The sequence below is a fragment of the Arcticibacterium sp. GJ41-1 genome (assembly GCF_055808875.1).
On the sequence record NZ_CM147888.1, the window covers coordinates 877,816 to 891,237 of the forward strand.

A 13,422-nucleotide genomic window follows, 5' to 3' on the forward strand; every position below is an offset into this window, starting at 1 on the left:
AGCATGAAGGTCTTTTTCGCTTTTGTTAGAAAGGAGTTTTGGCACGTACTGCGTGACAAGAGGAGTATGATTATTTTGATGGGCTTGCCCATTGTGATGATGTTACTTTTTGGTTTTGCATTAACCTCCGAGGTTAAAAACTCTGAGGTGGGCGTGCTAGATTTTTCTAAAGATGAAACTACTCGATTACTGATAGATAGGTTTGACCAAAGCAAATATTTTAGCGTCAATAAAGTGCTGCAGAGTGAAAGTGAAATTGAAGAGAGTTTCAGGAGGGGAGAGATTAGGTTAGTGATTGTTTTTCCAGAAAATTTTCAAGCTAATTTGTTACATAGTAATAAGGCTCAAGTTCGATTAATTGGTGATGCTTCTGACCCAAATACCTCGAACATCATGATAAACTATGCTTCGGCTATATTCAGAGATTATCAAAACGAACTTTTTGGACGGGCAAAATTGCCTTTTCAAATAAACACCGAAACTCGGATGCTCTATAATCCGCAGCTAAAAGGAGCATACAGTTTTGTGCCAGGGGTGATGACGCTCATTTTGATGCTTTTGGGAGCTATGATGACGTCGGTTTCTATTGTGAAAGAGAAAGAAACAGGAACTATGGAGATACTTTTGGTTTCTCCTATGAAACCACTTTTGGTGGTTTTGAGCAAGGCGGTACCTTATTTGGTTTTATGTTTTATAGATGTCATTATTATTTTATTGATGGCGGTTTATGTGTTAGATATGCCCATTGTAGGGTCTATTCCGCTGCTTTTAGCAGAGAGTCTGTTGTTCATATTTACGGCCTTGTCTTTAGGGCTGTTGATTTCAGCCATTGTTGATACACAGCAGGTGGCCATGTTTATTTCTTTGGTGGGTTTCCTTATGCCAGCTTTGGTGTTTAGTGGTTTTATGTTTCCTATTGAAAATATGCCGCTTCCGCTTCAAATTGTCAGTAATGTGGTACCTACCAAATGGTATTATAACATCATTAGCAATATTATGGTGAAAGGACTTGGCTTTGCTTTTGTGGCCAAACAAACTGCCATACTTTTTGGGATGACAGTGGTTTTTCTGGCAGTAGCCATCAAAAAGTTTAAAGTAAGGTTAGAGTGATTGAGTGTTCAGATAGTTCCAAAACCCTCAAGTGTTAAGGTTTTAAAATCAATAAAATGAACAACCTATTTTTTCTATTGGAGAAAGAGTTTAAACAGATTTTCCGTGACCCGGCCATTCTGCGTTTAATTCTTTTGATGCCGATTATTCAGCTTATAATCATTCCTTTGGCGGCAGATTATGAGGTGAAACAGATTAATATTTCTGTGGTAGACCAAGACCACTCTACATATTCTAAAAGGTTGACAAGCAAACTTACGGCTTCTGGCTATTTTCAATTAGCCGAATATCATAACTCTTACCAAAAGTCTTTAAAAACGGCAGGCAGAGGCGAGACGGATATTATTTTAACCATTCCGCCAAATTTTGAAAGAGATTTAATTAAAGAGAATAAAAACACGCTTCATTTGGCAGCGGATGCTGTTAATGGTATTAGAGCTAGTTTAGGAGTGGCCTATGCTGGTCAAATGATAAACAGTTTTAATCAAGAGATTAGAGAAGAATGGGTGCAATTTCCAAGAATGTTTCCTTTGCCCCAAATTGAGATTACTTCTTCAAATTGGTACAATCCACACATTAATTATTATCTGTTTATGGTGCCAGGTATCTTGGTTATTTTGGTAACTATGGTGGGTAGTTTTATAGCGGCATTAAACATTGTAGCCGAAAAAGAAGTAGGCACTATAGAGCAGCTTAATGTGACACCTTTAAAGAAGCATGAGTTTATTTTAGGGAAGCTTATTCCTTTCTGGGTGCTTGGAATGGTTTCTATTACTTTGGGAATGCTGCTCGCATGGCTCATTTTCGGAATTATTCCTGTGGGCTCATATCTCACGGTTTATGTTTTTGGAGCAGTGTATCTTTTGGGTGTTTTAGGGGTAGGCCTTTGGGTAAGTACTTTTGTCGATACCCAGCAGCAAGCCACACTTTTTGCCTTTTTCCTTATGATGATTTTTATTCTTTTGGGAGGGCTTTATACGCCTATTGAGAGTATGCCAGAGTGGGCACAGTGGCTCACCAAGATAAATCCTCCGGCTTATTTTATAAGAGTTATAAGAGCTGTCTTCATCAAAGGAAGCAGTTTTACAGAGCTACTCCCAGATTTCTTAGCGATGGTTGGTTTTGCGATAGTATTTAATTTCCTAGCAGTAAGAAATTATAGCAAAAGAACTGCTTAGTGTTTGTTTGGAGAGTTAATTCTGAGATGAAATTTTGAAATGAGGAACTTGGATATGTAAAATATGATTTCCCCAAAGCCCAAAGCCCAAAGCCCAAAGCCCAAAGCCCAAAGCCCAAAGCCCAAAGCCCAAAGCCCAAAGCCATCAAACAAACTTCCTAGTCCCAGCAAAATCCTCTCGAAACTGTTTTGGCGTACAGTTTTTCTTAGATTTGAAAAGCCTGTTGAAATAAGAAAGATTATTAAATCCGCACTTATACGCTATTTCTGAAATGGTTTCTGTAGTGTCAATTAACCTCCGAGAAGCATGGCCTAGCCTGATTTCATTCAGACTGTCGATAAAGGTTTTACCAGTTCTTTTTCTAATAAACCTACTAAAAGAAACATCCGTCATTCCGGCAATTTTGGCTACAGTAGAAAGCGTTACTTCTTTGGCATAATGGGTTCTCATATGCTCAAAAACGGCCTCTATTCTTCGGCTATTAAAGCTTGTTTTATTCCCCATGAAAGTATCATCAGATAGCAAACGAATATCTTCTGATATAGAAAGCTCATGCAGAATACTCATGAGGTCTAATGTGCTCTCGAAGCCTGTTTTTTCTGTTAAAGATTGAAGCTTTGGTCTTAGCTTTAAAGCCAATTCTGGTGAGAAAGTTATCCCTCTTGCCGATTTCTCAAATAGTTTTGTTATCAGATAAGATTGGTTCTTTTTTAAGAAGTTTTCTCCGAACAAATCAAGATGAAACTGAATGGTTATTTCATCAATATGTTTTCCCGTTTTCTCAAAGTTATAATCGTGATTTACCCAGCCGTGTGGTAAGTTAGGACCAACTAAAACCAACTCCACATCATTAATAACTTCTTGGTGGTCGCCCACTATTCGTTTTACACCTTTTGCATTTAGCAAAAAGTTAAGTTCAAATTCTTCATGAAAATGAAGAGGGAAGTCAAAATTGGTTTTAGTCCTAGTGATAACGTAAAAGCAGTCATACTCGGTCAATGGGGTTATTTCTCGGTAAACTTGAGCCATTCAATATATAGGGTAAAAGTATTCATGTCAAAAGTAGTTGATTTTGTATTACATTTCAAACTGTATTTTATTTGATTACTAAAACGATTAAGCTAGTTATCTGTACTTTAATGACATGAACTAGTGAATATTTGACATTTTGTCACAGATAAAATTGTATTATTAATGTAGCTATAATTACTCTTTTTCGTTTCTGCACATTATGTTATCCCTTCTTAAAAAAATGCATGTTTTTAGAAAGTGATTGACGGTTATTTCTATTTTTGAATCTTAGATGGACTTTCAACTTTCAAAAAATCGAAGTTCTTCTTCCCTGAAAACAAAATCTATTATTTACCATCCTAACCCTAACCCATGTCTGAAAATCAAAAAAACAACATGCCGGCTCTGTACACTCTAATGACCGTATGGTTCTTTTGGAGTTTTGTGGCGGCATCTAATGGTATCCTAATTCCATTATTTAAAGAGAAATTTGCCCTATCCCAAACCGAAGCTCAGTTGGTAGACTTTGCCTTCTATGCGGCATATTTTGTAGGTTCTTGGCTTTATTTGATATTCTCTAAAGTAATGAAAACCGATATTCTTAATAAGATTGGTTACAAAAACGGAATCGTCATTGGTCTTGGTTTATCAGCTTTAGGAACGCTTTTGTTTTATCCAGCAGCAGTCGCAGAGTCTTATGAGCTGCTTTTGGGTGGCCTGTTTATAGTAGGTCTTGGTTTTAGCCTTCAGCAAACGGCTACACAGCCATTTATGATAGCCTTAGGACCTGCCGAAACAGGTGCCCAACGTATTAATATGGGTGGTGCCGTAAATAACTTTGGTGGAACCATTGGTCCAGCATTGGTTAGTTATGCCATATTTGGATCTATTTCTAAGGATGCTGCATTAAACGCTTCTATTCAAGATGTGAAAATTCCTTATTTAATTTTAGGAGCTCTTTTCGTAATTGTGGCTATTTTCTTTTTAGTGTCTAAACTTCCAAGAATTAGAAATGAAGAAGAAGTTACGGTAGACAATACACTAACTTATGTGCCGCTGGCTTTTTTAGGTGTTTTCGGGATAGTTTCTTTTGCAGTGAGTATAGAAATGGCCATTATGGTAAGTTTTGGTATTATGATGCTTTTTGTGGCTTATGCTCTTTTCAGAGGTATCAGTTCCGGTCCTTTAACGGGAAAAGAATCCTCCGTTTTTGATTACCCACAGGCTCTTTTAGGTATGGCTGCCATCTTTGTTTATGTAGGTGTGGAGGTTACCGTAGGTTCAAACCTCGGTGAATATTTGAAAGAAACGCAAGACCTAGATTCTTCAGAAATATCTAAATACGTATCGCTGTTTTGGGGTAGTATGATGATTGGTCGTTGGACAGCCGCTATGCCAGCGTTTAATCCTTCGGTCATGTGGAAGAAGATTTTGACCTGGGTAGTTCCGTTTTCGGCCTTCGGTATTGTTTTAGGTGCCAATTCGCTTTACAGTGGTGATGTATCAGACCTTTATCCGTATGCGGGTTGTGTGGTTATTATGATTTTGGCGTTTATAGCTGCTAGAGAAAAACCTGTTTTAATCTTGTTAATATTTACAGCATTAGGTGCCATTATGACCTGTATTGGTATTTTCAGTACGGGAGATATCGCTCTTTTCTGTCTTATTTCTGGTGGACTTTTCTGTTCTATTTTATGGCCAAGTATTTTCTCATTGGGTACGGCAGGTCTTGGTAAGTTTACCAATCAAGGTTCAGCTTTACTTATCATGATGATTTTGGGAGGAGCTATTTTACCAGTAATTCAAGGAAAATTAGCCGATATGATAGGTATTCAATTTTCTTATACTTTGGCGGCAGCATGTTTCATCTTCTTATTTGTTTTTGGCTTAGTAGCTCAGAAAACATTGAGAAAGCAAGGAATTGACTTTGATGCCGAAGTAGCTAAAAAAGGTGCTTCAAAAGGCGGACACTAAATATATGCAAGACATTAATATCAGAGAATTTGGCGAAGATGATTTTGAGCAACTGCTTGAGCTCTTCAAAGAATTCTCTGTTTTTGAAAAACGCCCTCATATGATGGTCAATGATTTGACCACAATGAAGGCCGAAAAAGATTATTTCAAAGGCTTTGCGGCAGTTTTACCTGACGGTCAAATTGTAGGATACGCTACCTATAACTTTGTTTATTATACCTGGAGCGGAAAATCCATTTACATGGACGACCTCTACGTAAAACCTGCTCATAGAGGAACGGGTTTAGGCAAAGGACTAATCAATAAAGTGATAGACTTTGCAAAAGAAAATAAGTGTCAAAAAGTGAAATGGCAGGTATCTCATTGGAATGTGAAAGCAAAGGAGTTTTATAGAAGTTTAGGTGCGGTAATAGATGACAACGAGCAAAACTGCGACTTGAAATTATAAAATTAATGAACCGCAAAGGAAGCAAAGGTTTTCACAAAGAGCACAGAGCTTTCGATGGGAAAAGACCTTAGCTACTTTATGCCTGCTTTGTGAACTCTGTGGTTATAAATTGCATCATTAAATCAAATTATGAATCCTAAAATCATAAATTCGCCTGAAAGAAAGTTTGTAGGAATGTCATTAGAAATGACTTATGCCAATAATACCACGGGTCAATTATGGGGTAGTTTCATGCCTCGTCGTCATGAAGTGAAAAACAGAATTCATGAGGGTTATTTCTCACTACAAGGCACAGACCCTGCTTTCACCATGTATGACAGAAATGTTGACAGGTCTTTTACAAAATGGGCTTTAGTAGAAGTTTCCAATCTTGATAATGTGCCAGAGGGCATGGAAACCTTCGTATTACCTGCAGGTAAATATGCCATCTTTCTTCACAAAGGAAAGAGCGTTCCCGCCTTCATAGAAAAGATAAAAACTATTTTAAGTCAATGGCTTCCAAATTCGGAGTATGAGATTGATAATCGCCCAGACTTCGAAGTATTAGAAGAAAACGCAAGAAATAATCCAGAGGCAGAAGAGGAAATTTGGGTGCCGGTTAAGTAAGACGCCTTAAATCCCAGTCTGAGAAAAGGAATCCCTGTCTGCCGCCAGGCAGGCGTGTTCCATTAAAGAGCATAATCTAGAGATATTCTTAGAATAAAGAGAAGCAATAATTGCGTAGTTTTATATTCAATAAGAATAACCTAAATTATAAATGAAAAAATTAACCTTAAGCCTATCCTTTGCCTTATTGGCAATTGTAAGTTTTGCCCAATCCCCTTATAAAAACGCAAGCCTTTCAGACGAAGCTAGAATAGCAGATTTGCTTTCTAGAATGACTGTGGAAGAAAAAGTGGGTCAACTAAACCAAGTAAATGGTGGTGTATTAACAGGTCCAAGTGTAGCAAACGACCCGGGAGCACAGGGCAAAATTCAATTATTAAAAGACGGCATGGTAGGTTCTTTCCTAAATGTGGTAGGAACAGAGCAAACATTGGCCACCCAAAAAATAGCCGTAGAACAAACAAGACTGGGCATACCATTATTGTTTGCCTTTGACGTGATTCATGGCTACAAAACGGTTTTTCCTATTCCATTAGCTGAGGCTGCTTCATGGGATTTAGATGCTGCGGAAAAATCTGCATCTATTGCGGCTAAAGAAGCCTCTTCGGCAGGATTGCACTGGACATTCGCTCCTATGATGGATATGTCTCGCGAGCCACGCTGGGGTAGAGTGATGGAAGGTTCTGGTGAAGACCCATATTTGCAAGGGAAATTTGCCGCCGCCAGAGTAAAAGGATTCCAAGGAAACTTCGATGAAAATCATGTTTTGGCTACCATAAAGCATTTTGCGGCATACGGTGCTGTGGAAGCAGGAAGAGAATATAACACGGTAGATGTGAGCAGATATGCTCTTTGGAATTATTATTTACCGTCATACAAAGCGGCAGTGGATGCGGGTGCTGCCACGGTAATGAATAGCTTCAATTTTGTGGATGGTGTACCAGCCAGTGGAAATGATTACTTGGTCAATAAAGTCCTTAGAGATAAATGGGGTTTTGATGGCATGGTGGTTTCAGACTGGGCGTCTTTTGGCGAAATGATGAACCATGGTTACTCCAAAGATGCCGAGCAAGCCGCCATTCAGGCTATCATGGCAGGTTCTGACATGGATATGGAGGCTGGAGTTACCAGAACTACTTTGGTGAATTCTGTAAAAGAAGGCAAAGTTCCAATGGCTGTTTTGGATGAAGCCGTTAGTCGAGTTTTGGCCTTGAAATTCAAATTGGGCTTATTTGACAATCCTTACAAATATCATGATGCTGCCAAAGAAAAAGCTACACTTATGGCAGATGCTCATTTGGCTGAAGCTAGAAAAGCAGCAGGAAACACCATGACTTTATTGAAAAACTCGGATGGCGTTTTACCATTGAATAGTCCAAAGAGCATTTTAGTTTTAGGCCATTTGGCAGAAAGTCAAGATGATGTTTTAGATTTCTGGAAAGGACAAGGCGAGCATAAATACACGGTAACTATTTTAGAAGGACTAAAAGCAAAGTACCCGAAGGCGAAATTAACTTTCATTCGCTCGGTGAGTAGAGAAGGAGATTTTGATGCCAGCTCTGTAAAGGAAATGAAGAAGGCCGCTAAAAAAGCCGATGTAATCATTGCCACCATTGGGCTTTTTGGTGATTTGGCAGGGGAGGCTCGTTCACTTTCTGATGTTTCGCCATCTGATGGTCAAATGGAAATGTTGGCGAATGCAAAAGCTACAGGGAAGACAGTGGTAATTTTAGTTCAGGCTGGCCGCCCAATGATTATGACAGATGTGGTAAAAGATTTCAATACGGTGCTTTATACGTGGATTGGCGGTACGCAGCATGGTCATGGCGTAGCTGATGTTTTGAGTGGAGATGTGAATCCTTCGGCAAAGACTGTCATGAGTTTTCCTGTGGCTATGGGTCAAATACCAGTTTATTATAATCACTATAACGGTAGCCGTCCGCATATAGATGGAAACGAAGGTCCTGCACATTTCTGGGTGTCGCGTTACAGAGATATTCCTAATGAGCCTTTATATCCTTTCGGTTATGGTTTGAGCTATTCTACGTACGAATATTCAGATTTGAAAATCTCAAAAAGCAGCATCAATCAGAATGAGTCTGTTACCGTTTCGGTCAATATCAAAAATACCTCAGATGTAGACGGAACTGAAATAGTGCAGCTTTACATTAGAGATTTAGTTGCCCAGCCAGTGCGACCAGTGAAAGAGTTGAAAGATTTCGCAAGAGTAGAAATAGCCGCAGGCCAATCAAAAACAGTAACATTCGAATTGCCAGCCACTAAGCTTTCATTCTTTGACCAAGACGGAAATGTTTTACTTCAAAAAGGAGCTTTCAAGGTCTTTGTAGGAACTAACTCTAGAGATGTTTTGGAGGGTGATTTGGAGTTGAGGTAATGTTTTAAATGACTTATTATTAATTTGTGCGGTAGCACTTTTATAAGTTCATCCATATTGTTAAAATACTGTTTGAAGTACATTCAATTTTCTTGAGCGATGTTTTCAAAAAGGGGTTTCTCTTTAAAAATTGAGTGTACAAGTTTATTTTGATAATGTTTTTTTGATTACTTTTTTACATTAAAAAAGTAATACCCGTCCGGTAGGACAACCATAGTAAACGCAAAAACGACCTATTTGTATAAAAGACGTCTGTACTTCATGAGATATTTAATTAAAACCCTAATATTCCTAAGCCTTTTCGCATGGCAAAGCCAATAACTTGAACCAACAATTCACACATATCGTCCAAATAATTCAACAATCTCGCACTAATGCTTTTAAGGCAGTTAATGAAGAGTTGATTAATTTGTATTGGAATGTTGGGGCGTATATTTCTAAAGAGATTAAAGAAGCTTCATGGGGTGATAAAACGATTGACGAGCTTGCAACTTTTATACAAAATCATCATCCAGAACTGAAAGGTTTTAACAGAAGAGGTTTGTACAGAATGAAGCAGTTTTACGAAACCTACGCTTCTTTCTCAATTGTGACATCTAAGAAGACACAATTAGAAGGGCTTGAAAAAGGGAAAAGTGCAATTGTGTCCTCGGCGAGGACACAATTACAAATTACTGATAATAAGAGTGGTATAAAAGTGCCCTCGTCAAGTACACAATTTAAAATAGATGACATTAGAGACACTATTTTATGTAGTTTAAGTTGGACTCATCATCGAACAATATTTACTAGATGTGAAACGGAAGAGGAGATAGTATTCTACATAAAACAGGTCATCAAAGAGAGGTATACTGTCAAAGAGCTTGACCGCCAAATTTCAGCAGGATTATTTGAACGAATGATGTTGAGTAAATCTAAAGCCGTTAACATGGTTCAAAAGACTTACCCTGAAATTTCAAATACAATTCTTGATAGCTATGTATTTGATTTTTTAAACCTAAAAGATAAGCATAGCGAAAGCGATTTACAAAGAGGTTTAGTGAATCAAATGAAGGACTTCGTTTTGGAGCTGGGGAAAGACTTTTTATTCATGGGAGAAGAATATAAAGTACAAGTCGGCAATAGCGATTTTTATATTGATTTGCTGTTTTTTCACAGAGGCTTACAGTGTCTAATTGCTTTTGAATTAAAAGCTGATAAATTCAAGCCTGAACATTTAGGTAAATTAAACTTTTATTTGGAAGCACTTGATAGAGAAGTCAAAGGACATAATGAAAATCCAAGTATTGGAATTTTACTTTGCAAGGATAAGGAAGAAGAAGTGGTAGAATATGCACTAAGTAGAAGTTTGTCGCCGACACTAGTCTCAGAATATAAGACCAAACTGCCGGATAAAAAATTGCTTCAAAAGAAGCTCCATGAAATTTTTAATTAAAATGAAAACCCTAGCCCTACTATTCCTAAGCCTTTTCACCTGGCAAAATCTAATAGCACAACCGCCACCTGACCATCAATGGGTGGAGGTGATAGTTTCACCAAATAATTCAGATTGGCTTTATGAAATAGGAGAGGAGGCCGAATTTACGGTGACCGTTCTTAAGAGAAATGTCCCCTTAGAAAACGCCACCATCAAATACTCCATAGGTCCTGAGAAAATGGCTGCCACTGTTGAAAATGAAGTGGTGCTAAACTATGGTGCCATTAAAATTAGTGGCGGTACCATGAAAACTCCAGGCTTTCTAAGGTGTTATGTCAGTACGGAGGTAGATGGTAAAACATATTCCGGCTGGGCTACAGCGGGTTTTGAACCTGAAAAAATTAAGGCTACGGTACAGAAACCTGTCAATTTCAACATCTTCTGGACTGAAGCCTTGACAGAAAATGCGAAACTTCCGCTAGATACCAAAATGACACTTTTACCAGAACGCTGTACCGAAAAAGTGAATGTGTATCACGTAAGCCTTCAAAACTGGAAAAGAGGGGCAAGGCTTTACGGAATCCTATGTGTACCAAAAGCCGAAGGGAAGTACCCGGCAGTTTTAAAAGTACCGGGGGCAGGTATTCGACCTTATTATGGCGATGTTCAGTTTGCCGAAGACGGTGTTATAAGTTTTGAAATAGGCATTCATGGTATTTCCGTGATTATGCCACAGCAAAATTACGACGACCTTTTATCAGGCTGGAATAACAATTATTGGAATAATAACCTGAACGATAAAGACACTTACTTCTACAAACGCGTGTATATGGGGGTGGTGAGAGCCAATGATTTCATAACGTCGCTTCCACAGTGGGACGGTAAAAACTTAGGCGTGATGGGAAGCAGCCAAGGAGGTACTTTAACGCTGGTAACCGCAGGTCTTGATAAAAGAGTAACGGCCGCTTCTCCTGTACACCCAGCCATGTGCGATTTGACAGGGTATTTAGAAGGAAGAGCAGGCGGTTGGCCACATTATTTGGCAGATTCCACCAAAAGGTCAAGAGCAAGCCATCCTGATGTTTTAGAGACTATTGGATATTATGATGCCGTGAATTTCGCTAGACAAGTTACTGTACCTGTTTTATTCTCCTTTGGTTATAATGACACCACTTGCCCGCCCACATCTGTTTATGCTGCGTATAACAGTATCACCAGTCCAAAGGAAACGTTCTTAGCGGTAGAGTCCTCACACTGGGTTTTTCCAGAACAGCATGAGAAACAGCGAGCTTGGATGATGAAGCAATTGAAGAAGTGATTTGACTCAAAAGTTTTGTTAAATTTGTTTAGGCTAAAATGTTTTGAAAATGACACAATTATTGGTTGAGGTTCCAGAAGGAGAATTGGATTTTTTCAATTCACTGATAGAAAAATTTAAATACAACTCAAGAGTATTGAAAGATGAGGATGAATTCTCACCTGAGTTAAAGGCACTTTTAGATGAGCGATTGGAAGAAGATGAAACGAAGTATGTCTCTTTTAGAGAAAGCCATTTGGAGTTGAAGAAGAAGTACGGAATTTAAGGTACTAATTGACCAAAGGCTAAAGATTAAATAAATCCCAAAACTATATATCATGTTTAAATTTTTGAAAAATTTTTTGTCAAAACCAGAGGGATACAAGGAGTATCAAGATTTACTACATGGTTTTTTAAATGATAAGGCACTTTCAGAGAATCAAAAAAGCGAATTAGAGGATTTAGCTAGGTTCTATAATATTTTGGCTAGTGATTTACGAGGAATTCATAAAAAGGCAATTACAAATGTTTTTAAAGAAATCACTTCGGATGGTATAATAACCGAAATCGAAAAGGCTCACTTAGAGGACTTAATGAGTTATTTTGGTTTTGCTAGAAGCGACTTTGGTTTTAACCAAAAGGAGTTTAATAAGTGCTATACTCTAGGATTAATTGAAAATGGGGAATTGCCGAAAACAAATATTCGTACTTTAAATGTGATTCTAAAAAAAGATGAGTTTTACCATTGGGGGTGTGAAATGAAATTGAAGCAATTTAAAAAGGTCAATAGTGGTGCATCATACCGGGGTCTATCGAGCTCTGTTAAAATAGCGAAGGGTGTTCGTTATCGAATAGGTTCGTTTAAGGTATCATCAAATACAAGAGAAGAGTTAAAGGTAATTGACAACGGCTTATTTTGGTTGACTAACAAAAGAATTGGCTTTCAAGGAACGAAAAAGAGTTTTTCAATGCCTTATACTAAGATACACTCTTTCGAACTAACAAAGGAGGGAATTTATTTATTTAAGGATGGTAGAGAATCACCTTTTATAATGGAGTTAGATGATTATGATGTACCCTGTCTTTTAATATCGAATATTCTGAATTCTTAACATGAAAAAAGCGAACCAAAATGGCTCGCTTTAATTTTGCACAGAAGGTTTTTATTACTTCTGTAAATGCACCGTTCTTTGAGGAAACGGAATCTCAATTTTCGCATTATCAAATCCTTTCTTAAGCTGCTCATGCATGTAGAAATACACATCCCAGTAATGTTCACTTTTTGCCCATGGGCGAACCGCGAAATTCACAGAACTATCGGCTAGTTCAGATACAAAAATATCAACTGGTTTCGAGGTCAATATTTGTGGACACTTATCAGCCACTTGCTGAATAACCTCTCTTGCACGGTCTATATCGTCAGAGTAACCTATCCCAAAAGTCATATCTACTCTTATTTCTCCTTGCCCTGAAATATTCAGAATAACATCACTAGTTACCACCCCGTTTGGGATTATAACTTTTTTATTATCTGGTGTTAATAATATGGTGTTAAAGATTTGAATGGCTTCTACCACACCTACTTTCCCACCTAATTCTACTAAATCGCCTACCACGTATGGTTTGAATGTAAGTAACATAACGCCACTGGCAAAGTGCCCTAGGCTACCTTGAAGTGCCATTCCAATGGCAAAGGCCATGGCACCAAAAATCGCAATGAATGAAGCGGTTTCTACGCCAAACATTCCTGCTACAGTAAAAAGCAAAAGAACTTTTAAACCTATACTGACTAACGATAATAAAAATGGCTTGACAGTCTCGTCAACATTTCTATTGTCTAATGTTTTTTCTAAAATATTGGTAATCTTCTTAATAATCCAAAAACCAACGATTAGCGTTAAAAGGGCTAAAAGTATTTTTGGGGCGTATTCGACGGCCATGCTTAAGAATTGGTCAGTATATTTTTGCATATCTGTGTTTAGGTTT

At 38.0% G+C, this 13,422-nt stretch carries 12 protein-coding genes; 10 read left to right on the forward strand and 2 right to left on the reverse strand.

Going from position 1 to position 13,422, the window contains the following annotated elements:
* Window positions 1-3 precede the first annotated feature (3 nt).
* A complete protein-coding gene (locus AC0L6O_RS03540; RefSeq protein WP_473306375.1) occupies window positions 4-1,110 on the forward strand; it encodes an ABC transporter permease in 1,107 nt (368 codons plus the stop codon).
* A 56-nt stretch (window positions 1,111-1,166) separates the two neighbouring features.
* Window positions 1,167-2,288, forward strand: coding sequence for an ABC transporter permease (locus tag AC0L6O_RS03545; RefSeq protein WP_473306377.1), 1,122 nt, complete (start codon window positions 1,167-1,169; stop codon window positions 2,286-2,288).
* A 144-nt stretch (window positions 2,289-2,432) separates the two neighbouring features.
* On the opposite strand, the gene AC0L6O_RS03550 is transcribed toward AC0L6O_RS03545, so the two are convergent.
* Window positions 2,433-3,317 carry an AraC family transcriptional regulator gene (locus AC0L6O_RS03550; protein ID WP_473306379.1) on the reverse strand — a complete coding sequence of 295 codons (885 nt, stop codon included), beginning with the start codon at window positions 3,315-3,317 and terminating at the stop codon, window positions 2,433-2,435.
* Between the two features lie 354 nt (window positions 3,318-3,671).
* On the opposite strand from AC0L6O_RS03550, the gene AC0L6O_RS03555 reads away from it, so the two are divergent.
* From AC0L6O_RS03555 to AC0L6O_RS03590, 8 genes are all read left to right on the forward strand, one after another.
* Window positions 3,672-5,273, forward strand: a complete 1,602-nt coding sequence (locus AC0L6O_RS03555) for an MFS transporter (protein ID WP_473306381.1) — start codon at window positions 3,672-3,674, stop codon at window positions 5,271-5,273.
* Window positions 5,274-5,277: 4 nt separating this feature from the next.
* A complete protein-coding gene (locus tag AC0L6O_RS03560) occupies window positions 5,278-5,721 on the forward strand; it encodes a GNAT family N-acetyltransferase (protein WP_473306383.1) in 444 nt (147 codons plus the stop codon).
* A gap of 129 nt (window positions 5,722-5,850) precedes the next feature.
* Window positions 5,851-6,327 (forward strand): GyrI-like domain-containing protein, encoded by a 477-nt coding sequence (locus tag AC0L6O_RS03565; protein WP_473306385.1) that lies wholly within the window; start codon window positions 5,851-5,853, stop codon window positions 6,325-6,327.
* A 151-nt stretch (window positions 6,328-6,478) separates the two neighbouring features.
* A complete protein-coding gene (gene bglX, locus AC0L6O_RS03570; RefSeq protein ID WP_473306387.1) occupies window positions 6,479-8,722 on the forward strand; it encodes a beta-glucosidase BglX in 2,244 nt (747 codons plus the stop codon).
* A 322-nt stretch (window positions 8,723-9,044) separates the two neighbouring features.
* Window positions 9,045-10,157 carry a PDDEXK nuclease domain-containing protein gene (locus AC0L6O_RS03575; RefSeq protein ID WP_473306388.1) on the forward strand — a complete coding sequence of 371 codons (1,113 nt, stop codon included), beginning with the start codon at window positions 9,045-9,047 and terminating at the stop codon, window positions 10,155-10,157.
* Entirely contained in the window at window positions 10,141-11,457 is a 1,317-nt protein-coding gene (locus AC0L6O_RS03580) for an acetylxylan esterase (RefSeq protein ID WP_473306390.1), read from the forward strand. Before AC0L6O_RS03575 ends, AC0L6O_RS03580 begins: the two co-directional genes overlap by 17 nt.
* 49 nt (window positions 11,458-11,506) lie before the next feature.
* Window positions 11,507-11,722, forward strand: a complete 216-nt coding sequence (locus AC0L6O_RS03585) for a hypothetical protein (RefSeq protein ID WP_473306391.1) — start codon at window positions 11,507-11,509, stop codon at window positions 11,720-11,722.
* A gap of 52 nt (window positions 11,723-11,774) precedes the next feature.
* Window positions 11,775-12,548: a hypothetical protein gene (locus AC0L6O_RS03590; RefSeq protein WP_473306393.1), complete on the forward strand. Its 774-nt coding sequence runs from the start codon at window positions 11,775-11,777 to the stop codon at window positions 12,546-12,548.
* Window positions 12,549-12,602: 54 nt separating this feature from the next.
* Here the strand turns inward: AC0L6O_RS03590 and AC0L6O_RS03595 are convergent, their stop codons facing one another.
* The gene (locus tag AC0L6O_RS03595; RefSeq protein ID WP_473306394.1) at window positions 12,603-13,406 is read right to left on the reverse strand and encodes a mechanosensitive ion channel family protein; all 804 of its coding nucleotides are present in this window, start codon (window positions 13,404-13,406) and stop codon (window positions 12,603-12,605) included.
* Between the last annotated feature and the right edge of the window lie 16 nt (window positions 13,407-13,422).